We start from the raw sequence: 22,517 nt of genomic DNA, 5'->3' as shown, positions 1-22,517 counted from the left end.
ACATTCAGCCTGCGGACGATGTTCTTTCGCGTTCGAAAGCTCTCTGCAGGCGCGGATTTCCTTCCACAAGCTTGGCCAGCCGATCGACCGTTTCCTGAGATGGCGAAGCACGCAGGATGGCTTCAACCGACTGCTCTGCATAATAGGACTCGGATTCGATCTGGCCGAGCAGAAACAGCAGTGCCTCCGGCTGGCGCGTAAGTGCCAGGCCGGAAAGCAGGACTGAGGCGAACCAGGGATCTCCCACTCGGTCAAAGGAGGCGCGCAACGGAGCGACGGATTCCGGAGCGCGGGTGCCTGCAAGGGCGAGAGCTGCCTCGGCGGCTGCGTCGTCCTCCTTTTCGAGAAAGCGGGTTACCCAGCCAATTGCGGAGTGGCCCTCGATACCGAGAACGCCGCTGTAGCAGGCGCCGAGTACCTCGGCTTCATCTTTTGCCACCTCGGCGCGAAGTCGCAACAGCAGCGAAGCGGCATCAGAACCTACTTGCGCGATCGCCCGGGCGGCCGCAGCTCGAACCGTGGGAATGTCATCGGCGAAGGCAGTGACAAGATGCCGCAGCAAAGATGTCTCGGAGAGCTCGCGGCAGGAGACCAGCGCAAAGAGGCAGTGAGAACGCAGGGTCGAGGCGGTATCCGACTGGCCTCCCCATACGGGCTCCAACTGGCGATGAGCGAGGCCGCGAAGGTAGGGTTCCGCCTCGTGGTAATCGAGCGCATCCAGCGCATGGACAAGCGCATTCTTCGCCCAGCACTGCGGATCGGTCTTAACTGGATCTTTAAAGAAACGCCCGTAGGCGGTAAGCAGCTCGGGAACGAGCATTGGCAGGGAAGCAAGCTCGACCAGCTTTGCCGCGCGGGCGGCGACGAAGTTGTTGCGATGGCTCAGGGCCGCACGAAAAGGTTCGATGCGTTGCTGGGCGGGCAGTAAGGCGACTGCATCGAGCGCTTCCAGCTCCTCTTCCATGCGCTTCTTCGCCATTGGGCCTCACGAGTTCATCTGAATTCGACACAGGCTGCATGGTCTACACGCAGCCTGTGTCACGCCAGCTAATTCTCGCGCTGGATATTCACTTTATTGTCGTGGAAGCGATTGCTCGTCTCCGCATCTGCATTGAGCGTGCCGTTCTGCAGCACGCGAATGCCGTCGACAGCATTATGAGCGATCTCCGAGGCGATGACCTTTGCCGCTGCGCCTACACCGATGCATAAACCACCGCTGATGTTGCTGTCCTGGCCGGCGTAGGTAATCGTCGCGTTGCTCAATAGATTCTTCGCGCTCTTCGACTCGAAGTAGATGCCGGACCAGAAGCCCGGTGTTTCATCCGCCCCGGTAAAGACGATTGGTTTTTCGGCAGTCCCTTCAGCGCTGAGGCTGCCATCCTGCGTTACATCGATGCCCACATTCGAGTCGAACTCGAGGTGCGCTCCGGCCTCGATTGTGACGTGGCCCTTGATCTCCGGACTACAGGCGAAGCGGTACGGAACCGGCAGCGCGCGCCAGGTCGCGTCGTCGCTCACGACACATTCGTTGAAGTAAGCGAGTACGTGGTTCTTCTTGTTGTTTGCGAAAGTCGTTGCCGGATCGATCATCGCCAGGTCGGCAGCTTTCGCGCGGATCGGCGTTCCTGTCGCTTCGAAGTGGTTTGCCTCAAAGCGGGTGAGAATGCCGCGCTGCAATACGTTCAGCCCGTTGCCGGTGGCGTTGCGCACCGTGGTATGGTCCATGGCCAGGCGGGCGGCGACGCTCACGATGACAGCGCCGGAGTCTTCCCCTGCTTCTCCCGCGTCCTCTACGGTCACGTAGCTCAGCTGGTTCTTCGAGCTGTTGGTCTGGAAGTTGAGGCCACGCCAGAAGCCTGCGGTGTGGTCCTTGCCTTCAAAGACGATGGGCTTATCGGCGGTGCCGATGGCGGTGAGCGTTCCGTCGTTTTCAAAAGAAATCGTGGACTCAGAGCCCACCACGACATGAACGCCGGGATTGACGGTAATGTGGCCGCCCACGGTGACGAAGCCGCTCAGCGCGTAGCAGTTTTCCGTGAGCGTCATGTCTTCTTTAAGTTGGTTTTCGGTCAGCGTGTGGCAGGGTGGAGGAGTTTTCTTAGGGTGAGCGGGGGAAACCGCAAAAAGGCCGGATAACAAAATTGCAGAGAACATCTTGAGGCGTGGGTCCTTTCGATGGTTGAATGCGTAGGGCTTTTGCGATCAAAGCCTTTCCCAGCCTAGCATTTTGAGGAGAGTCAGCCGTTTCGCCTGCGAAGAGAGTTTCAAGAGAATGGCGACGGGCGCGTCGATTTGGAGGAGGCTCTACAGCAGATCGAGCTCTCGCATGCGCGGTAGAGCCATTGGGTGCGTAAAGAATTTGCAGGGAAGCGTTACTTCGCTTCGACCAGTCCATCGATGAGGTGGCCCATCTTTTCGCGCTTTACCTGCAGGTAGCGTTCATTGGTCTTTTCCGGAGCGACTTCAGCGGAGATGCGCTCGACGACCTTGATGCCAGCTGCTTCGAGAGCTTCAACCTTTTCAGGATTGTTCGTAATCAGGCGCACGGCCGGCAGCTTCATCGCCTTCAGCACCGCGGCCGGCATTTCGAAGTCGCGGCAGTCAGGTTTGTAGCCGAGCTGCACGTTGGCTTCGACGGTGTCGAGTCCCTGGTCCTGTAATTCGTAAGCCTTCAGCTTCGCCATCAGGCCGATGCCACGGCCTTCCTTCTGCTCGTACAGGATGACGCCAGTGCCTTCTTCGGCGACTTTCGCAAGCGCCAGTTCAAGCTGCTGGCGGCAATCGCAGCGCAGCGAGTGAAAGACATCGCCAGTGAGGCATTGGGAGTGGATGCGAACGATCGGAGGTGCGGCGTGAATATCGCCCATAACGACCGCGACCATCTCTTCGTGCTTTTCTTCGGGAGCCTTGTGGCCGTTACAGCAGGGCTCGGGATTCACGGATGTTCCAGTAAATCCGAGGATGCGAAAGTGTCCCCAGCGGGTGGGGAAGTCGGCATCGGCTACCTTGTGAACGTCCTTCAACGGCATGGCTACATTATAGATGCGTGAGCAAAGGGGATCGATTCAGCAGCAAAAGGATGACGAGGTTGTGACAATTCCGGAGGGCTGGCGGCGGGGAGTAAATAAAAAGCATTCACCGCAAAGCCGCCTTTGCGGTGAACGCCTCTCTCTGTGATCTCGATGGTGAATCCGAAAGCCATTGGTGAGAAAGCGTAAACTCGTCCTGTGATCGAGTCCAAACTCATTCTTATCACGCTGTTGGTCAAGCTGGGCGTGGCGGCGGCGGTTTCGAGCGCTCTCGGGCGTGCGCGCTCCTTTCAGAACATGCTGCTGGCGCAGAACCGTAGACCGTCGCAGATCCTCGGCCTGCTGGCCTTCATCTGTATCCCACTGGGGCTGGGCGTATGGGTGCGCGTGATTGTGCCAAATTTCTACGCCGCGGATATTTCCTTTGAGACGACGATCATTCTCGGCATCCTGCTGGGCCCGCTCTCGGCGCTCGCTGGAGCGCTGGTGCTCTCACTGCCCGCTATGCTGCACCACGAATATCTAGCGCTGCCGTTCGACCTGGCCGTGGCGATCATCGCCGGGCTCTACGGCCAGTTCGTTGAAGAGGAAGAGGTCTGGTCGTTCTCTCCGTTTGTCGATCTCAGTATCTACCGCTGGGTGCGTCGCAACCTGCGCCAGCCGCGCTTCGACCGCCAGGTATTGCTGCTGATGTTCATTGTCGGTATGGAGATTGCGCGCGAGTGGCTGGCGGCCATGTATCCGCATCGCCTGTTCGCGCTCGTGACAGACAGCTGGCCGATCCGGCTTGCGATGTGGACCTGCGCGGCCATGGTCGTAGGCATTCCTTTAAAGATCTGGAATGCGATCCGCACGGAGCGCATGTTCGAAGAACAGAAGCGGCTGCTGCTCGAGGCAAGGCTTGACGCGCTGCAGCGGCAGATCAATCCGCACTTCCTTTTCAACACGCTAAACTCCATTGCCTCGCTGGTTCGCTTCCGGCCTGAGCAGGCCCGCGAGCTGATCGTGAAGCTGGCCAACATCCTGCGGGCGCTGCTGCGCGATCACGACTCCTTCATCCTGCTGCGCGATGAGTTGAGCTTCACCGATGATTATCTGGGCATCGAGGTGGTGCGCTTCGGTGCCGACAAGCTGAAAGTGGTGAAGGAGCTCGAACCGGCGACACTGGAACTGCCTGTTCCCAGCATGCTCCTGCAGCCGCTGGTCGAGAACAGCATCAAGCATGGGCTTGAGCCCCGTATCAGCGGCGGCACTATCACCCTTCGTAGCCGGATTGAAGGTGGCAAGTGCCTCATCGAAGTGGAGGACGATGGTGTCGGCATTGCGCCGGGACGCGCCCACACCAGCGGCGTCCTGCGCGGCACCGGCATCGGCATGAAGAACGTCCGCGAGCGGCTCGAGGTGCTTTATGGAGACGCCGCCCACTTCGACATCACCAGCAATCCCGGACGCGGGACAAAAGTGACGCTTGCGATTCCGCTCGTTCACGATGCCGATGACGCCATTCACACCGCTGCGGCGCGGTCGAGCACGCGTTTGTAGTAAGCCTCGTACTGAGGAATGATCTTCGTCGTGCAGAACTTCTTCTGCGCGGTCTGCCGGCCGGCAAGCCGCATGGCTTCGAGCTTCTGCTCGTCGCTCAGCAGGCCGATCGCTGCCCTTGCCATCTCGTCCACGGCGCCGACAGGGAAGAGGTAGCCATTCACTCCGTCTTCGATCAGCTCCGGAACACCCCCCACGCGGGTAGCGATTGTGGGTACTCGGCAGGCCATGGCTTCGAGCGCGACGAGGCCGAAGGATTCCATCTCGCTTGGCATCAGCATCAGGTCGGCGAGCGGCAGCAGTTCGTTCACGCTCGACTGCTTGCCGAGGAAGTGGATGCGGTCCTGAATACCGTAGCGCTGCGCCAGCCATTCGGATTGTGAACGGTCCGGGCCATCGCCGACCAGCAGCAGGCGCGATGGAACTTCACGGTTAACACGCGCGAAGACCTCCACGGCATCGACTGCGCGCTTGACTGGGCGGAAGTTCGACAGGTGAACCAGGATCTTTTCGCCCGGCTGCGCGAACTGGCTGCGCCCCGCCTCGCGAATCTCATTGCTGAGTGGCGAATAGACGTCGCAGTTGACGAAGTTCGTAATGACCTCGATCTCGTTCTTGACGTGGAACTGCTCCTGCGTCTTCTCGCGCAAATAGTTCGAGATGGCCGTCACGCCGTCGCTCTCCTCGATGCCGAAACGGGTAATCGGCAGGTAGGAGTGGTCGAGGCCGACCAGCGTAATGTCGGTCCCGTGCAGCGTGGTCACGAAGGGAAGGCGCTGCTTGCGCTCCACCAGCATCTGCCGGGCGAGATAAGCCGAAATGGAATGCGGAATGGCGTAGTGCACATGCAGCAGGTCGAGCTGGTAGTAGGCGGCGACCTCTGACATGCGTGTCGCCAGCGCCAGGTCGTACGGCGGATATTCGAAGAGCGGATAATTCGAGACCGGCACCTCGTGGTAGAAGATGCCATGCTCGCGTCCCGTCAGGCGAAAGGGCTGCGAGTAGGTGATGAAGTGAATTTCGTGTCCAGCCGCGGCCAGCTCGATACCCAGTTCGGTGGCCACCACGCCGCTGCCGCCGTAGGTGGGATAGCAGGTAATTCCAATCTTCATGCAGTGCCTCGTTGTTCGGATGCGGTTGGGCGCGCAATGTCTCCAAAATGAATAAGCCGGTGCCGGCCGGCGAAGGCCGGTACGGCCTCGAGCAGCGCCTCGTGTTCCACCTCGCGGGACTCGCGCAGGCGTGTGCGGACATTTGCCAGGGCTGCGTCGTTATAGCCGGGGTGGCAGACCAGCTCCCACAGGCCTTCGGGCATGGCTTCAAGCAGGCTGCGGACAATCTTTGCGTCGAGGGTACCGGTGGCGAGGACTCCGACGGCTCCGTCGGTCGTAGCCAGCCCGGCCTGGTGAACCATCCTCAGAAAACCTGCCCGTCGCGTGCGTAGCAGCTTCACCTGCAGCCGCCGGGTAAAAGGAGCATTGCCGGTTGCGGCCAGCGCCCACTCCGGTTCAAAGGGATTGCGGATGGCGCGGACCCCGGTCAGCATTGCCGCCTGCAGGACCGGGCGCAGTACCCGGCCGAACATATGCGAGTGCTTATGGGTGTCGAGATGCGTGACGTGGACCTCCGCTGCCTGGAGCTTGCGTATCTGCGCGATGGCCTCGCTCTGGATCTCACCTTCGGGAATGCGGCCGAGCATGAGGTCGGTGACGAAGGCACCTAGCGTCGGCCGGAAACGGCCCCCGGGTGCAAGGTTGGGCACATCCTCCGGTGGCAGCTCCGGCGTGCCATCGACCAGGATTACGTGGCAGCCCACCCCCAGGTCCGGGGAGGGAATCGCTTCGGCTGCGGCTGCGCCGAAGTGGCTGGCCGTCGCCATCAAGGTTGCGGAGGTGAGGACTCCGGCCCGGTGCAGGGCTAGAACGGACTCGTTGACTCCGGCGGTCAGGCCAAAGTCGTCAGCATTCACGATAAGTTGCGCCACAGAAATCAAGTCTACCGGTTCCAGGTAATGAACGGAGTGTTGTAGTGCTTTAACACCGATGGGGTATAGCTCACAATTTCATAGGTTTACTAGAATCCGTGCAGGTATCTGGATCGTTGCGAAAGTTGCAGAAAGAAAGGCGAAAAAGACGAATGGACCGGAATCTGGCGCAGTGGACAGAGCAGTTACGCGCAGCGGAGACCTTTAGGGCAATGGCCTGGATGTTAGGCTCGACCGCTATTGCCATGGCGGTTCCTGTTTACGACGCGGCTGCGCAACGGACGCTCGCGATCATAAAGAACCAGGGGTCTTCAGCCGAAAAGCGTTGAAGGGCTGGCATGCGGATTGTTCCTATGGTAAAGTCCAAAAGTACGGTTGTTGCCTGGGATCGAGTCACGAACGCAGCTGCAACGTATGTTCCGGTTCAGCTCGGGCGGTTAGCTCAGTTGGTTAGAGCGCCTGCCTTACAAGCAGGATGTCGGGGGTTCGAGTCCCTCACTGCCCACCAGCCGACCTTTTTTACCGGACAATCATCTTATTTCCCGATTGATTTAGATCATTTCCTGACTGCGCATGCGGTCTGTGGTAGTGCCCATTCTGCAGTTGCGCATGGAGTCCGCGCGGGAAGTGTGGTTCGCTGATGCAGGGCACACTGCTGGACATTCTCATCCTGGCCTTGCTGGTTCTGCTTTTCGGGTCCATCTATCGCAAACGTCCGTCTCCGCGTCTTCGCTACTGGATGGTCGGCTGGGCATGCGTTGTTACCCATTTCGTAATCCTGCTGCCCAACCCATCCTCCCCCGCGCTCATTGCGCTAAAGACCTCCAGCGGCCTGGTCATGCTGCTTCTCGCCGCTGCGGCATTCCTGCTGGCCGCCGACCGTGCGGAGCTGGGGCCACGCGGCACGCTGAAGAAAATCTTCCTGCTGACCGGCCCGGCCTCGATTCTTGTATTTCTGACGCAGTTCGACATCACGAACTTCTGGCTGCTGCTGCCGTTGATCGCTTTTACGCAGGGATGCATCCTGATTGCGGTCTGGCAGGTATGGCGCCGTCGCCGCCTGTTATTGCTGGTCGCCTACCTGTTTTCCGCGGTCGCGTTCTACACCTCGTTCCTGGCGGTGCGCAATCCGGACTACGCGATTCTGGGAATCTATCCCGTCCTGACTGAGCTTTATCTGCTGAACGCTGTGCTCTATGCACAGGACTTTGGCCGCAGGACGATGGGTGTCATTACCGGGGTAGCCGGGCTGGTGACCTGGTCGGTTGTCTTTCCCCTGGCCATCGGGGTGGCGCTTTACTTCCCCCACCACACGCTTTCGCCTGAGTGGTGGAATATTCCGAAATTTTTCGTAGAGTTCGGCATGATCCTCACCCTGCTGGAGGACGAGATTCAGCATGCGGGCAAGCAGCGCGAAGACTACCGTATTCTCTTCGACGGCAATCCGCACCCCATGTGGATCACAGAACGCATCACTCTCGACTTTCTCCGTGTGAATGAGGCAGCCGTGCTGCAGTACGGGTACTCGCAGGGAGAGTTTATGCGGATGAATCTCCGCGACCTGCATGCGCCCGAGGAGAAAGCAGCCTTCGAGCGCCAGTTCCTCGATACCGTGCCCGAGCCGCGCGTCTCCGGCCCGTGGACGCACATTCGTAAAGACGGAACGCGCCTGCAGGCCGAAATCTCCTCGCACGGCATCCTGTTCGAGAACCACCTGGGCCGCTTTTCGCTGGTACAGGATGTAACCGAACGCGTGGAGATGCATGACCGGCTGCTTCACCAGGCTAATCACGACGCACTGACTGGCCTGCCGAATCGGCTGCTGTTGAAAGACCGCATGGCGCAGACCCTGGCCACGGCGGCCCGCCGCGGCAACAAGGTTGCGGTCATCTGCCTCGATCTCGACCGCTTCAAACAGATCAACGACACCTATGGCCATGGCGTGGGCGATCTCAGCCTGAAGACACTCGCGGATCGCCTTTCGTCGCGCCTGCGAGCGACCGATACGGTGGCTCGTTCCGGGGGCGAAGAATTCACAGTGCTCTTGGGAGGCCTGACTTCAGCTGCCGACGCGGAACGCGTAGTTTCAGGACTGCTTCATGAAATTCGCCTGCCCTTTACTGCCGAGGGCTACACCCTCGAGCTTTCAGCCAGCATCGGCATCGCAATGTTTCCCGACGACGGCATCGACTCACAGGACCTGTGGCGCGCATCGGATGTGGCGATGTACAGGGCAAAAAATTCGGGCGGCAACCAATATCTTTTTGTTTCACACGAGATCTCTCAGTCTGCAAACGAAGCCAACGAGATCGAGTCCTATATCCGCCGCTGTCTCAAAGACGGAGGCTTCCGCCTCTGCTACCAGGCGCAGTACACCGATTCGGGCACGCTTACGGGCCTCGAAGCCCTGCTGCGGCTCTCTCATCCTCTACTCGGAGTGATTCCGCCCGACCGCTTCATCCCCATCGCCGAAGAGAGCGGACTCATTATGCCCCTGGGACGCTGGGTTCTAGAAGAGGTCTGCCGTCAGATTTCGAAGTGGGAACAGCAGGGGATTGCTCCCGTTCGTGTAGGAGTGAATGTTTCGCCGCTGCAGTTCATGCGTACAGATTTTTCCGCCCAGGTGAAGGAAGTATTGTCTACCTTCGGCACCGATCCGAGATTCCTCGATATCGAGCTGACTGAGACGAGCATGATGCGCAATCTCAAGGAAATCGCACGGCAGATGCACGACCTCTCCAACCTGGGTGTGCGCTTCTCCGTGGACGACTTTGGGACAGGGTATTCTTCTTTACGCAATCTTCATGAACTGCCGATTCAGACGTTGAAGATCGACCACTCCTTCATCGATCGCATCGCAGAGCCTGACGGCTCTTATGCAATTGTGCAGGCGATCATCTCCATGTCACACAGCCTCGGCCTGGAGGTCGTGGCGGAAGGTGTCGAACGTGAAGAGCAGGCTGCCATCCTGCGAGAGCTTGGCTGCGATGTGTTGCAGGGCTTTCTCTACGCGCTGCCGCAGACTGCAGAAGAGACCGCGGTGCTGCTGCAGGAGAACCTGCGAGAATCAACGAACCTGCCTTCTCAGCTATAATCCGCCAAGTTGCTGTTTTCGGACAGTAGAGCCTCTGGAGGACCGTTCGTGAAGATTCCCCCCAAGTCCGCAGCTCTCGTCGCTGCGTCAATCTTCTTTTCTGCCTTTACCTTTCCCATCTATGCTCAGTCTGCCAAGGCCACTCAGGCGATGATTTCGTCTCTGCCGGCCGATGCGCAGAAGGTCGTGACGCAGCTGGGTGAATTGAGCAATCTGCCGTCAGGCGATTGGCATTACCACGTTGGAGACCTTCCTCACGGAGAAAGTGCCTCGATTGACGACTCATCGTGGCCGGCTGCCAAGCCGCGTGAAAAGGGACCGAAGGAAGCAGTCTGGTACCGGCAATGGATCGAGGTCCCCAAGACTCTCCATGGCTATGATCTGACCGGTTCGCGCATCTGGTTCAAGTTCGAAGCCCATGGCGACAATGGCCCGATGCCGATGATCATTTACTTCAACGGCCGTCGCGTTGCGCTCGGTGAAGATCTTGAGCCCATTGTGCTGTTCGACAGCGCGAAGCCCGGCGACAAGGTTCTGGTAGCCGTTAAGCTGCTGCCAACCGTAAGCGAGAAGACCTTCCGCGGCACACAGATGAAGATCGACTTCTCTGATAGCCGGCCGAATCCTGCTGACGAGCGCGCCGAATTTCTTTCAGCAGCCTTGCTTGTTCCGAGCATCTCGAAGAATCCCTCGGCGGATAACGCGACCCTGGCGAAGGCTATCAGCCAGGTGGATCTGAAGGCTCTCGATGCCGCGGATCAGAAGAAGTTCGATGCCTCGCTCAAGGAAGCACAGGGCACGCTCGAAGCTCTGCGCCCGCTGATGTCTTCGGTCACGATGCATCTGACCGGCAACTCGCACATTGACGCAGCGTGGCTGTGGCCTGCGACCGAAACGGTGGATGTGGTCAAGCGCACCTTCTCGACCGCTCTGCAGCTGATGAACGAGTATCCGGACTACACGTACACGCAATCCGCCGCCCAGTACAACGAGTGGATGGCCGACAAGTATCCCGAGATGAACGAGCAGATCAAGCAGCGCATCAAGGAAGGGCGCTGGGAGGTCGTCGGCGGTATGTGGGTCGAGCCCGATCTGAACCTGCCCGATGGCGAATCGACCGCACGCTCGATCCTGCTTGGAAAGCGCTTCTTCCAGAAGGAATACGGTGTCGATGTCCGCATCGGATGGAATCCGGACACCTTCGGCTACAACTGGCAGATGCCGCAGATTTACAAGAAGTCAGGCATCGATTATTTCGTAACGCAGAAGATGTCGTGGAACGATACCAACCAGCTGCCGCTGAAGCTCTTCTACTGGGAGTCGCCCGATGGCAGCAAGGTCCTGACCTACTTCCCGCATGGATACGGCAACAACAACCTCAGCCCTGTCCGCCTGTCCGAAGATCTGAAGGCAGCGCGTGAAGACTCAACCGGCATGACCGACATGATGGATCTGTACGGTGTCGGCGATCACGGCGGCGGTCCGACCCGCTCGATCCTCGACGAAGGAAATCGCTGGGCGAAGAGCGACCTGGTCATCCCGAAGATGCACTTCGGTACGGCCAAGAGCTACTTTGACTCGGTGGAGAACGACATCGCGCCGGAATCTCCGACGTGGGATTACGACAAGATCGCCACGGGCTTCCATGCTCCCGATGCGGTAGAGGGCAAGGTTGCGATTCCGACCTGGAAGGATGAGCTTTATCTCGAGTACCATCGCGGCGTCTTCACCACGCAGGCTGGCCACAAGCGCTATCTGCGCGAGGCTCCGGAGTGGACGCTCAACGCCGAGAAGTTTGCCTCGCTGGCATGGCTGGACGGCGATGCCTACCCCAACGACGAGTTGACGGACGCGTGGAAGAAGATCACCTTCAATGGCTTCCATGATCTGGCTGCGGGATCGGGTATCGGGATCATTTACAAGGATGCCGCCAAGGAATTCGAGCATGTACGGCTCGAAGACAATGCCATCGACGAGGCCGCGCTCAAGACCCTTGCTGCCCGGGTCGATACGGCCGGCAATGGTGTAGCGCTGCTCATCATGAATCCGCTTGCGTGGGAACGCTCAGGGCTGGTGACGGCGAATGTACAGATGCCGGCTGCGGCGGAGTCTGTTTCGGTGGTCGATGCCCAGGGCCATGTGTTGCCCTCGAAGGTGCTTTCAAGCGACGAAAAGACGCACAGCTTCAAGCTGCTGATCGACGCGAAGAACCTGCCTTCGATCGGTTACGAAGTGGTTCGCGTAGTGCCGGGTAAGAAGCCGTTCGCGAGCGATGTGAAGGCCGAAGGCCTGACTCTCGAGAACGCGACGATCAAGGTCACCGTCGACAAGTCGACTGGCTGCATTACCAGCCTGTATGACAAGAAGGCGCAGTTCGAGTCGATCGCCAAGGGTGGATGCGGCAACGAGCTGCAGCTCTTCCATGACCTGCCCCAGGACTACGACGCCTGGAACATCGATCCAGGCACGCTCGACAAGCCCCCGGTTAAGCTGGACCAGGCCGACTCGGTCGAACTGACTGAACAGGGGCCGCTGCGTGACGTGATCCGCGTAACGCACCACACCGAGAAGTCGAAGTTCGTGCAGGACATCATCCTGTACAACGGACACGACGAGGTTGAGGTTGACAACAATGTGGATTGGCACGAAGAGCACCAGTTGCTGAAGGCGGCCTTCCCGCTGGCGGCATCGAGCGCCAAGGCTACCTACGAGATTCCTTACGGCAGCATCGAGCGTCCTACCACCCGGAACAACAGCTGGGAAAAGGCCCGCTTCGAGGTTCCGGCGCAGCGCTGGGCGGATGAGGGCGATGGCAAGAACGGCTTCAGCCTGATCAACGACTCCAAGTACGGATACGACGGCGTGGACAATGTGCTGCGGCTTTCGCTGCTGCGCGCTCCCACATCGCCGGACCCGGTGGCGGATCGTGGCGAACAGCACTTCCGTTACGCCCTGTACCCCCACAGCTCAGACTGGAAGTCTGCGATGACGGTACGCCATGGCTACGACTTCAACGTTGCACCGATCGCGGTGCAGGTTGAGTCGCATAGCGGAACCATGCCGGCTCGTCACTCCTTTGTCTCGGTCACGCCGGAAAACGTCGTGCTGACGGCCATGAAGAAGGCCGAAGACAGCGATGCGCTTGTCTTCCACCTGTATGAGTGGGCCGGAAAGGCCGGTACCGTCGAGCTGACTCTGCCTGCCGGGGCCACCTCCGCGACTGAAACCAACCTGCTCGAAGCGCCGCAAGGCGACGCGTTGCAGGTAACCGGAGGGAAGGTTTCCGTTCCGGTGAAGCCGTATGAGATCCTCGCGATCAAGGCTGGCTACACTCCGGCCAAGTAGTCGTAAGTGATGTAGAATGAAGGGGTGCCGCAATTTTGCGGCACCCCTATTCTTTTGTAAAAGTTACGAGAACAGTTTGACCGGCTTTGTTACTTTTAGCTAAACTCTGATCACGTAGTTCATCAAAAGTCAGACCTTGTACTCGAGACTCAGCGGACACTCTACACCGAACTGCGTCCGAGCTGCGGAGACATATTATTGGCGATCAGCCCCGGTTGTTCTTATTCCCGACAGACCCTGCAGGGCATTCTCCGCTTTTCCTCGGTCACTTCTTATGACGATATTTCCCGTTTTGTGTCCATGTGTTCAATCTGAGAAAGACTGAAATAAAAATCAGCAGTTATGGGGTCAGCGTTGAAAGGAAAATTTATCCTTTCGTATAACGTAACTCTGCTCAGGATCAATGCGAGAGGTCACAGGACTTCGCCAGTCTAAAAGTGTAGGATTCGATCTTTCGAATCACCGTTACTGGCCGGGCAGGACGACCCGGAAGTTTGGCAGCCGCTGATGGCTGATTATAAGGAGCGCACAGGGATGCAAGGGGCAAACTCTCCCCAGGAATCACAACAGATCGCAGCGGGACCCGTGGCCGGAATTTCGGGCCAGTCGACTTTCACCCCGGCCGATTTTCGCAAGCTTCTTATCAAGCGCAAGTGGATCATTCTTGGTGCAGTCCTACTTGGCGTAGGGCTGGCGGTTTACTACATCACGTCCACGATCCCGCAGTTTGAAGCAGTTGCCCGCCTGCACATCGATCTTGGGCGTTCCACCAATATTGGTATCGAAGATCTGATCGAGCAGAAGCTGGGCGGCGGCGAGGATGTAGCAACGCAGCTGCAGACCCAGATTCAGATTATGCAGAGCCAGTCGGTACTGATGGCAGTGGCCGACACCCTCGACCTGTACCATAAGAAGCCCTTCTCCGATCTGTTCAAAGTGACGCCGTACAACGGCCACCTGACCCCTGTACAGCTCGATCGCATGACCAGGATGATCGGCGGGGCTACCAGGATTCTGATCCTGCCGAACACCGAGATCGTCGAAATTCACTTTCAGAACCAGGATCCCAGGCTCGCGAAAGATGTGGCGAATGCGATCGTGGATGCTTACCTGGACCGTGATCTGAGATCGCGTTATGAAGGAACCACCCGCGTTTCGAACTGGCTGCAGCAGCAGCTGAGTTCGGTAAAGAAGCAGGTCGAGGACGCGGAACGTAATCTGACTGACTTCCAGCGTAAGAACAACATGCTAGCCCTCGACGACCAGGGCGGCAACCTGATCGTGGACAGCCTCAGAACTGTAAATCAGCAGCTGGCCGAAGCGCAGGCGGATCGAATTGTGAAGGAGGCGCGCTACAAGATGGCGCTGACCCGCAATCCTGATCTGCTTGTCTCCGTTGCTTCCGGGACCGTGCTCAGTGGTTTGCGTGCCCAGCAGTCTGCTTTGCTGGTGCAGGCTGCGCAATTGAAGGCGAAGTTCGGTTCGGGATACCCCAAGGTGAAGGAACTCGACAGTCAGCTTGCCAGCGTGCAGCATGACATCGATAGCGAAATCAATAACCTCACGAAGCGGTTTGCCGAAGAGTACAACGCTTCTGTAAAGACTCAGGACCTGTTGCAGGCGCGACTGGATTCGGTCAAGCAGGAAGCATACAAGGCGAACGAGTCTGCCGCGCAGTTCGATATCCTGAAGCACAGCGCAGAGGCCGCCTCGGAACTCTACGATGGGCTTCAGCTGAAGCTGAAGGAAGCAGGCGTCACGGCGGGGCTCAATTCCAATAATGTCGATGTAATCGACCAGGCTCAGATTCCTCCGTTCCCGATTCTTCCGAAAAAGCGTTCCGCGCTGATGTACGGTCTGCTCGGAGGCTTGTTCGCCGGTATCGTCATCGCTTTCTTTGTCGAGAGCCTGGACGACACGGTGCGGACCTCGGACGACGCCGAGAACATCTCTCAGCTGCCCACGCTTGCTGTCATCCCGCATTTTGCAGTTGCAAACAGGAAGAGTTCGGGCTCCGCGGCCCTGGACAAGGCCGAGCAGCAGCGCCTGCTGAAGGTTTCTCCGGACCTGGTTTCCTACGTGGAGCCACAGTCGATCGGCGCGGAAGGTTTCCGTACCTTCAGGTCTTCGATCCTGTTGTCCGCGGTCGATCACGACCCCCAACTGCTGCTTGTCACAAGCAGCTTTGCGGCAGAAGGAAAATCGACCTGTGCCGCCAACCTGGCGATCTCGTTCGCGCAGCGTTCGGCGCGGGTACTGCTGGTTGACACGGATCTTCGTCGCGGTACCACACACATGAAGTTCCGCCTCTCGAACCGCGCGGGTCTTTCGACCCTGCTTTCGCGCGAATCGGGGAACGAAGTGTATGAGCATCCTCTGCCGGAGTACCCCAACCTTGCGGTTCTTTCGCGCGGTCCGATCGCTCCGAACCCCGGAGAAATTCTTGCCTCGCGCGCGATGGAAGATCTGCTGACGCAGTGGCGAAAGGATTACGACCACATCATCCTCGACTCGTCACCAATCCTTGCCGTCGCGGATACGTTGAGTCTTGCGCCGCATGCCGATGCAACAATCATCCTGGTGCGCGCGGGTGTAACCCGCAAACGCGCACTGGTGAAGGTGCGTGAGCAGTTGCGCCGTGCAAACGCCCGCATCCTGGGAACGGTTATCAATGACGTCGATCTGCGCATGGAAAACTACTACACCTACTCCAAGCGCTACGACTATGGATACAAGAGCAACTACGGAGCCGGGTATGGAGTCACCGATGAGGACAAGTAAAGTCAGGCACGCAGCGGCGCTCTGCCTGTGCGTTCTGGGCGTGACCGCATTCGCGCAAACTTCCCCGACGGCAGGCGCGACTCATGTCGATTCAAAGGTAGCCGGTCAGGTCGAGAACGCCCGCGCAGAAGCGCCGCAGGTGATCGAATCGACGGCGCAGGCGAACCAGCCTAATCAGCAGGTTCCCCCAGCGGAAGAGGCGCCGCAGATTCTGATCGGTCCCGGAGATCTGATCACGATCGATGTATTCGATACCCCGGAGCTTTCCGGCCCCGCCCGTGTGAACCAGCGCGGCGATATCAACCTGACGGTGCTCGGCGATCTCCATGTTGCCGGGATGACTGCCGGTGAGGCGGCTCGTGCCATCGAGGCGAAGTTCAAGTCGCGTGACATCATGCGCGATCCGCACGTCACAATTGCGATTACGGAATATGCAACCCAGGGCGCCACGATTACCGGTGAAGTAAAGACACCAGGACTCTTTCCGACTCTTGGAAGCCGCAGACTGCTGGAAATGATTGCGATGGCCGGCGGTGTTACCCAAATGGCGGGAAAGACGGTTTCGATCATTCACCGCGATGACCCTCGGCATCCCGTAAATGTATCTCTCGTACCAAATACGTCCCACTTGCAGGATCAGTACAATCCCATCATCCTGCCGGGGGATACAGTCGTGGTCGACAAGTCCGGTATCGTTTACATCCTCGGGGCGGTAAACAAGCCGGGTGGCTATCTGGTCGATAATAATGAGCATCTTTCGCTGCTACAGGCGGTGACACTTGCGGGGGGATGGCTGCAGACCGCATCCCTGAGTGGAGCAAGGCTGGTTCGTAAGGTTCCTGAGGGCCGTGAAGAAGTGAAAATCGACCTCAAGCATGTGACTTACGGCCGGCAGGCGGATATCAAGGTAGAGAACGGGGATATCCTCTTCGTGCCAGCCAGCGTAGGCAAAATCTTCCTCTATCAGGGTATTCAGGAAGCCGTTATCGGTGCGGAACAGGCGGGCGTATACCAGGCCTATAACAGGTAAATGCCTTAAAGCGTAAGGCATGAAAGATGGCGTATGAACACGGTTAAGGCAATCTATCCTGCAAACGGGATGCGCGCGGAGAACAACGCCGACGCGATGTATGCCTTGCCTCGGCCTGCATACGCGATGCAGATCCCCGGGATCCTGACCCTCGTGGGATTAATGACCTTTGCGGTGGGGACGGAAGAGGCGATGGCATTCGCTGCCGGCACCGCGACTGTAGCCGCCCTTTATATGCTCTGGGATTGGCTGTTTCGCCTGGCTCCCACTCGCATTTCCATTATTTTTGCAATCAACCTGCTGCTGGGATACGGTGGCGGTGCGCTGAACACGTACCTTACCCTGCCACGCGCCGGAGGTTTGGCCGAGCTTTTCGGTACAACCGACCCAATTCTGGCTCGAGGCATGGCCTCTGTACTGTTGGTCGGGGCTGGCCTTTGCTTTCTTGGCGAGCTCTATGAAAAGCCACTCTTTTCGCCGAACCTGAGAATTCCCGTCAATCAGAAGGCATGTTTATTTATCTACCTGATTACGCTTGGCCTCATGGCCGGATTTGCCACACATTCACTGGGCTTCGGCGGTATTAATCAGAGTGAAGGATCCACGCAGCAAAACCCTTTGGTAGCGGTACTCTCCGCCTGCTTGACGCCGATCGTAACGGTGGCCGTGGCAACATGTATTGCTGCGCCCAAAGGATATCTCAAGTGGTCGCTAGGCATTTGTGCTCTTATCGACGCGGTGTTACAGACGACCGTCGATCGCAGGGCTGTGTTCTACATGACCATGCTGACGATTTTCGTCCTCAGAACCAGCGGATACCGTATACGCGGAAATGTATTCAAGAACATCCTCGTATTTGGCGGGCTGGGGACCTTTGCGTTTTTTGGGATTAGCTTCTTCATGCTGTTACGTCTTGCAGGCAACCAGGGTGACAAGACGGTGCTTTCACTTTCGCGAAGGATGGAAATTGTCGCTCAATGGGTAGCTGACGGTTCCGCTTTGGAAAGGGCATCGGAGGCCAATGGCAAGAACGTAAAGAGCCGGTCATTTGTTATCGGCTTTTACGCTGATGTTCTTGAAGGAAGCATGGATAAGACTCCCGCCCTGGGAGTTAGCACATTCTCTGAAGCCGTAGCATCGGTTCCACGAGTACTGCTTCCACAGAAGAACTCTGGAGAGGTCTTCGGCGTACAGATCGCCGGTGAGGAAACCCTGGCAGATGAACTGTTCGGGCTCACATACCGCGACGCTGCGAATACTATCCTTACCGCGGGTGCGGTAGATTTCGGCATCGTTGGCGTTTTTCTTTATCCGTTGCTGATGGCGTTTCTGATTCGAAAAATATTGGACTGGACTTCCAGATCTCTCGATTCGTTCGGCTACGTCTTCATGGTAGCGGCTGCGGTATTGCTGGCACTTCCTACCGAAGTGGGACTATTCGCTTATCTATCGGGCCTTAGAAATCTCATCATTTTGGCAACGATTCTTTACGCGATCCAGAAGCTTCCATACCTGGCGTGGAATCCCAACTCACGTTAAACAAAAGACCGCAATTATGCAGACTTACTCCAAACTCCAATCCGCGTGCTTCCTCTTACTCCTTTTTACAGTGACGCGCGGAGCTACGGCTCAGAGTTCCGATGTAAGTTCGGCAGTGGATGGCAGTATCTCCGCCACAGCGAACTCCAGCGGCCCCGGACAGGCTCCGGATCCCTCGGTTTCGGGTTTACCGCAAGGGTCGGGCAGAGGCGGAGCGGGCGCGGGATTATTCGGAGCCGGGGGGCAGACATTCAATACTCCGCTGCGAAGCACAGAGCAGCACGCACCGAACGGTCTAATCGGTAATCCAGCCAGCGGAAACATGTCAATGAAGTCGCGTACCGCACTCCAGGCTGGTATCGCTAACACGCAGACTGCTTCGCCCACGCAATCCTCAGCGAGTGCACCGCCCCAGGTAATGGGTGGCGGGGGGGGCTTATACACTGATTCCTTTCCTGACAGCGCAACTGGCAAGGCTGAGGTGAGCCCGCCGTTTGGAGTGGATGCTGCTCAATTCAGTTTTTCCCCATCACTCGGAACGACTTTTTCAGATCTGAACCAAAGACAGTTTCTCAATCCGGAACTTCATGTGCGGATGTCCTCGAAGTTTAAGAAGCAGCAGCAGGATTTATTCCAGAAGCTCGAAAATCAACGCAGGGCCAAGAGTGCTCCGAAGGACAGTATCTTCACCCAGAAGAAGAAAACTGGCTTGTCGAAGCAATCGGGTTTCGAGCGCCAACAGCAGGAGCTTAAGGGCGACTCGACGCTCAATGGCCAGAATTTTTAGAACCTTTCATGCATAAAAAAAGCCCGCTCCGAAGAGCGGGCTTTTTTATGCGTCGTTAAGAGCTAGACGCGCTCAATGACGAGGGAGTCGATGGTGACCGGATTGTTGGGGCGGTCCTGCCCGTTGCGTGCAACCTTGGAAATCTTCTCGACAATGTTCTGCCCCTCGACGACTTCGCCGAAGATGGTGTGCTTGCCGGTCAGCCAGGTTGTCGGTGCGACGGTGATGAAAAACTGCGAGCCGTTGGTGTTCGGTCCGGCATTGGCCATGGCCAGCTTACCGGGCACGTTGAAGCTGTGCGGTGAGCCCTTGGTCTCGTCTTCGAAGCGATAGCCTGGACCGCCCATGCCATTGCCAGCCGGGTCGCCGCCCTGGATCATGAAGTCGGGAATCACGCGATGGAAGATGGTTCCGTCATAGAGCTTATCGGAGCTCTTCTTTCCGCCGACGGGGTGGGTCCACTCGCGCTTGCCTTCGGCCAGCTCGATAAAGTTCGTAACAGTCTTCGGTGCGTCCTTCTCAAAGAGGCGTGTGACGATCTGCCCTTCGCTGGTGTTGAAGATCGCATACGTACCGGGTTGACGTGACATAGAAAACTCCTTCGGTTAATTCTGCATTAATGCTGCGGCGTTGCCGCAGGAGCAGCAGTGGAATTGGCCGGCGGCGGCAAAGGCTGCCCCGGTTGCACGATGGTGACCTTCTTGAGGACGACCGGAGTGATCGGCTTGTCTTCGCCGTCGCGTTCGACGCGGGCGATTGATTTCACAACAAGTATGCTCGACTCATTGCACTGGCCGAAAATCGTGTGCTTCTGATTCAGATGCTCGGTTGGAGCCTCGGTGATGAAGAACTGCGAGCCGTTTGTGTTCGGGCCGGAGTTTGCCATGGCCAGGCGTCCGGGAACGTCGAAGTTCAGGTTGGGATCGAACTCGTCGTTGAAGTAGTAGCCTGGATCGCCCATGCCGTTGCCGAGCGGATCTCCACCCTGGATCATGAACTCCGGGATCACGCGATGAAAGGTCGTGCCGTCGTAGAGCGGCTTGCCATGAACCTTCTGCTTCGTATTGGGATCGGTCCAGTCCTTCGTGCCTTCGGCCAGGCCGATAAAATTCGCAACTGTCTGCGGAGCTTCCTTTTGAAAGAGCTGGCAGGTGATGCGTCCCATCGATGTATCGAAGACCGCGGTGGGGCCGGTAGGTTGCGGGCTTACGGGAACCTGGGAACCGGGAGAATCCGGCAGGTCCTGAGTCGAGGACGATGCAGGCGGAGTCTGGCTTGCAGGTGCAGCCGCTTGCGGATCGTTGGAAGTTGGGGAATCAGGTGTCGGCGTCTGCGCCGTGCCACAGGCTGCGAACACGCACGACGACAGGAGAAGAGAAGCAAAAAGGTTCGGAGCTTTCATCAAAAATCCCAAGGAACAGGTTACAGCATGGAAGCCGAACCGAGAAATCCGGCGGCCTTTCGATCTGTGCGAACCGGGGCTGATTTTGGTCAGACCATTCATCAGGTTTCGATGGCCTGCCGCCGTTTTCATCTGCTAGAGTGCTTTTTCATGAAACGTTCCTTTGGTTGTTCTGCTGCGAAATTCTCCCGCGTCTCTCTGCTTCTGACTCTCTCTGTTTGCGCTTCGCCTTTATTTCTGCAGGCCCAATCCAATCCGGCCGTTCCCGACTGGGCATTGCCTGGTTCTGCAACGCATAAGCAGGTTCCTCCGCCGGCGGACTTTCATCGTCCGAGCCGTATCGAAAACAAATCGATTGGGATTTTTGACGGACAGGCTGACGTGGGCAGCGCTCTGGTGCAGGGCAGCGCCAGCTATGACCAGGCGCTGAAGCAGTATACGATTCACTCCGCGGGGTACAACATCTGGTATCAGCGCGACGAGTTTCATTTTCTCTACAAGAAGATGTCGGGCGATGTATCACTGGCAGCGGATACAACTTTTCCCGATCCGAACGGCTACAACGATCGTAAGGTCGTGCTGATCATCCGCCAGACGCTTGAAGACGATTCGAAAGAAGCCATGCTTGGCATGCACGGAACAGGAATGATTCATCTTGCTGAGCGCCCGGAAAAAGGCTCACAGATGAGCGACATGCAATTTCGCTTCGGCGGCACGATGAATGGCGTAATGGCGCAGCGTATCGGTATCGAGAAGAAGGGCGACCAGGTAGCGATCTTCGTCAGCCTGAAGGGTGAGCCGCTGCACCAGTTCGGGCCGCCGGTCACACTACACTTCGATGGGCCGTTCTACGTAGGCATTGGGTTCTGCTCGCATCTGCCCGCAACGGTGGATACGGGCGTCTTCTCAAAGGTCGTGCTTGAGAATGAAGCGGGCAAGGTTGAGTAGTCGCAGTTCTGTTTTTGAATCGAGACGAAAAGGAATGGATATGAAGGTTTCCGCGTGCCGTTTGCTTACTGCTGTTGCATTCTCCCTCTCGCTCCCGTGGATGGCGCATGCTGCCGATGCTCCCATGCGCAGCCGTATGTATGTCTACGATCTGCGCACCCACACGTCGAAGCTGATCTTTACGGCGGACACGATATGGGAGGCTCCCAACTGGTCGCCCGATGGCAAATACCTGATCTCGAATTCGGGCGGCATGATCCACAAGCTCGATTTCAAATCCGACGGCACGGTGGAAGAGAAAGAGAAGCTGCAGATCCCTGCTGATTATCACTGCAACAACGACAAGGCGATTTCTCCCGATGGCCAGCTATTGGCCTTCTCCGCATCGCAGGGCGAAGAACATGGCTCTGAGGTATATGTTGCCGATGCCGACGGCAGCAATATTAAGCAGATGACGCATGTCTCTCCGAGCTATTTTCATGGCTGGTCGCCGGATAACAAGACGATTGCCTATGTCGCGCAGCGCCCGATCGGCGGCAAGCAGTACGACATCTATGCGCAGCCTGCTACGGGTGGCGATGAGAAGCGGTTGACCTCAGACAAGGGACAGGATGACGGTCCTGACTATTCACCGGACGGCAAGTGGATCTATATCAACTCCGACCGCTCGGGGAAGGAAGCGGTGTGGCGCTTTCCTGCAGAGGGCGCGGGCGACAACGATGCGAAGGCCGAGATGGTGGTGAGCGACAGCATGCAGGACTGGTTTCCGCACATAGCTCCGGATGGGAAGAAACTGGTCTACATTGCGTATCCGGCAGGCACGCCCACGCATGACCCTCGTGATGTAAAGATCGTCTTCAAACTTGTCGAGATACACAACGACGTGGTCGCGAAGTCTCAGAAGACGCTTACGCAGGCCAAAGGCGGGCAGGGAAGCATGAATGTAAATTCGTGGGCTCCCGATTCAATGCGCTTCGCTTATGTGACATACGAGGCGATACAGTAGGCACGAACAGAGGCCGGGGATTAGGGCGTA

At 57.8% G+C, this 22,517-nt stretch carries 16 protein-coding genes and 1 tRNA gene; 10 read left to right on the top strand and 7 right to left on the bottom strand.

Annotated elements, in window-relative coordinates; translation table 11 throughout:
- Positions 1-4: 4 nt before the first annotated feature.
- The 3 genes from LJD29_RS00275 to ribA all read right to left on the bottom strand — a co-directional run bounded on the left by LJD29_RS00275 (position 5) and on the right by ribA (position 3,029).
- Positions 5-979: a hypothetical protein gene (locus LJD29_RS00275; protein ID WP_446743745.1), complete on the bottom strand. Its 975-nt coding sequence runs from the start codon at positions 977-979 to the stop codon at positions 5-7.
- A gap of 68 nt (positions 980-1,047) precedes the next feature.
- Complete coding sequence (locus LJD29_RS00270; protein ID WP_446743744.1) at positions 1,048-2,046, bottom strand: beta-helix domain-containing protein; 999 nt, start codon at positions 2,044-2,046, stop codon at positions 1,048-1,050.
- A 326-nt stretch (positions 2,047-2,372) separates the two neighbouring features.
- Complete coding sequence (gene ribA / locus LJD29_RS00265; protein ID WP_446743743.1) at positions 2,373-3,029, bottom strand: GTP cyclohydrolase II; 657 nt, start codon at positions 3,027-3,029, stop codon at positions 2,373-2,375.
- 198 nt (positions 3,030-3,227) lie between these two features.
- Here ribA and LJD29_RS00260 point away from each other — a divergent pair, with 198 nt between their 5' ends.
- Entirely contained in the window at positions 3,228-4,571 is a 1,344-nt protein-coding gene (locus tag LJD29_RS00260; protein ID WP_446743742.1) for a sensor histidine kinase, read from the top strand.
- On the opposite strand, the gene bshA is transcribed toward LJD29_RS00260, so the two are convergent.
- Together bshA and LJD29_RS00250 are read right to left on the bottom strand one after the other, a co-directional pair.
- Positions 4,535-5,683, bottom strand: a complete 1,149-nt coding sequence (gene bshA, locus LJD29_RS00255) for an N-acetyl-alpha-D-glucosaminyl L-malate synthase BshA (protein WP_446743741.1) — start codon at positions 5,681-5,683, stop codon at positions 4,535-4,537. The genes LJD29_RS00260 and bshA overlap by 37 nt on opposite strands.
- Positions 5,680-6,555, bottom strand: coding sequence for a ChbG/HpnK family deacetylase (locus LJD29_RS00250; protein WP_446743740.1), 876 nt, complete (start codon positions 6,553-6,555; stop codon positions 5,680-5,682). Before LJD29_RS00250 ends, bshA begins: the two co-directional genes overlap by 4 nt.
- A 431-nt stretch (positions 6,556-6,986) precedes the next feature.
- Between LJD29_RS00250 and LJD29_RS00245 the strand changes: the two genes are divergently transcribed.
- The 7 genes from LJD29_RS00245 (at position 6,987) to LJD29_RS00215 (ending at position 19,131) form a co-directional block, all read left to right on the top strand.
- A tRNA-Val gene (locus tag LJD29_RS00245) sits at positions 6,987-7,063 on the top strand.
- A gap of 132 nt (positions 7,064-7,195) precedes the next feature.
- Positions 7,196-9,649: a putative bifunctional diguanylate cyclase/phosphodiesterase gene (locus LJD29_RS00240; RefSeq protein ID WP_446743739.1), complete on the top strand. Its 2,454-nt coding sequence runs from the start codon at positions 7,196-7,198 to the stop codon at positions 9,647-9,649.
- A 48-nt stretch (positions 9,650-9,697) separates the two neighbouring features.
- Positions 9,698-12,994: an alpha-mannosidase gene (locus LJD29_RS00235; protein WP_446743738.1), complete on the top strand. Its 3,297-nt coding sequence runs from the start codon at positions 9,698-9,700 to the stop codon at positions 12,992-12,994.
- Positions 12,995-13,501: 507 nt separating this feature from the next.
- On the top strand, positions 13,502-15,775 hold the full coding sequence (locus LJD29_RS00230) for a GumC family protein (protein WP_446743737.1): 2,274 nt from the start codon (positions 13,502-13,504) through the stop codon (positions 15,773-15,775).
- Positions 15,762-16,805: a polysaccharide biosynthesis/export family protein gene (locus LJD29_RS00225; RefSeq protein WP_446743736.1), complete on the top strand. Its 1,044-nt coding sequence runs from the start codon at positions 15,762-15,764 to the stop codon at positions 16,803-16,805. Before LJD29_RS00230 ends, LJD29_RS00225 begins: the two co-directional genes overlap by 14 nt.
- 69 nt (positions 16,806-16,874) lie before the next feature.
- Positions 16,875-18,344, top strand: a complete 1,470-nt coding sequence (locus tag LJD29_RS00220; RefSeq protein WP_446743735.1) for a hypothetical protein — start codon at positions 16,875-16,877, stop codon at positions 18,342-18,344.
- Positions 18,345-18,672: 328 nt separating this feature from the next.
- Positions 18,673-19,131 (top strand): hypothetical protein, encoded by a 459-nt coding sequence (locus tag LJD29_RS00215; protein WP_446743734.1) that lies wholly within the window; start codon positions 18,673-18,675, stop codon positions 19,129-19,131.
- A gap of 62 nt (positions 19,132-19,193) precedes the next feature.
- Here the strand turns inward: LJD29_RS00215 and LJD29_RS00210 are convergent, their stop codons facing one another.
- Together LJD29_RS00210 and LJD29_RS00205 are read right to left on the bottom strand one after the other, a co-directional pair.
- On the bottom strand, positions 19,194-19,721 hold the full coding sequence (locus tag LJD29_RS00210; protein ID WP_446743733.1) for a peptidylprolyl isomerase: 528 nt from the start codon (positions 19,719-19,721) through the stop codon (positions 19,194-19,196).
- A gap of 26 nt (positions 19,722-19,747) precedes the next feature.
- Positions 19,748-20,533, bottom strand: a complete 786-nt coding sequence (locus LJD29_RS00205) for a peptidylprolyl isomerase (RefSeq protein ID WP_446743732.1) — start codon at positions 20,531-20,533, stop codon at positions 19,748-19,750.
- Between the two features lie 150 nt (positions 20,534-20,683).
- Here LJD29_RS00205 and LJD29_RS00200 point away from each other — a divergent pair, with 150 nt between their 5' ends.
- Complete coding sequence (locus LJD29_RS00200; protein WP_446743731.1) at positions 20,684-21,481, top strand: biopolymer transporter Tol; 798 nt, start codon at positions 20,684-20,686, stop codon at positions 21,479-21,481.
- Positions 21,482-21,521: 40 nt separating this feature from the next.
- Positions 21,522-22,487: a TolB family protein gene (locus LJD29_RS00195; RefSeq protein ID WP_446743730.1), complete on the top strand. Its 966-nt coding sequence runs from the start codon at positions 21,522-21,524 to the stop codon at positions 22,485-22,487.
- Positions 22,488-22,517 lie beyond the last annotated feature (30 nt).

The sequence above is a fragment of the Silvibacterium acidisoli genome (genome assembly GCA_022870745.1).
In the GTDB taxonomy this organism is placed as follows: Bacteria; Acidobacteriota; Terriglobia; order Terriglobales; family Acidobacteriaceae; genus Silvibacterium.
This window is presented reverse-complemented; position numbering and strand designations above follow the sequence as displayed.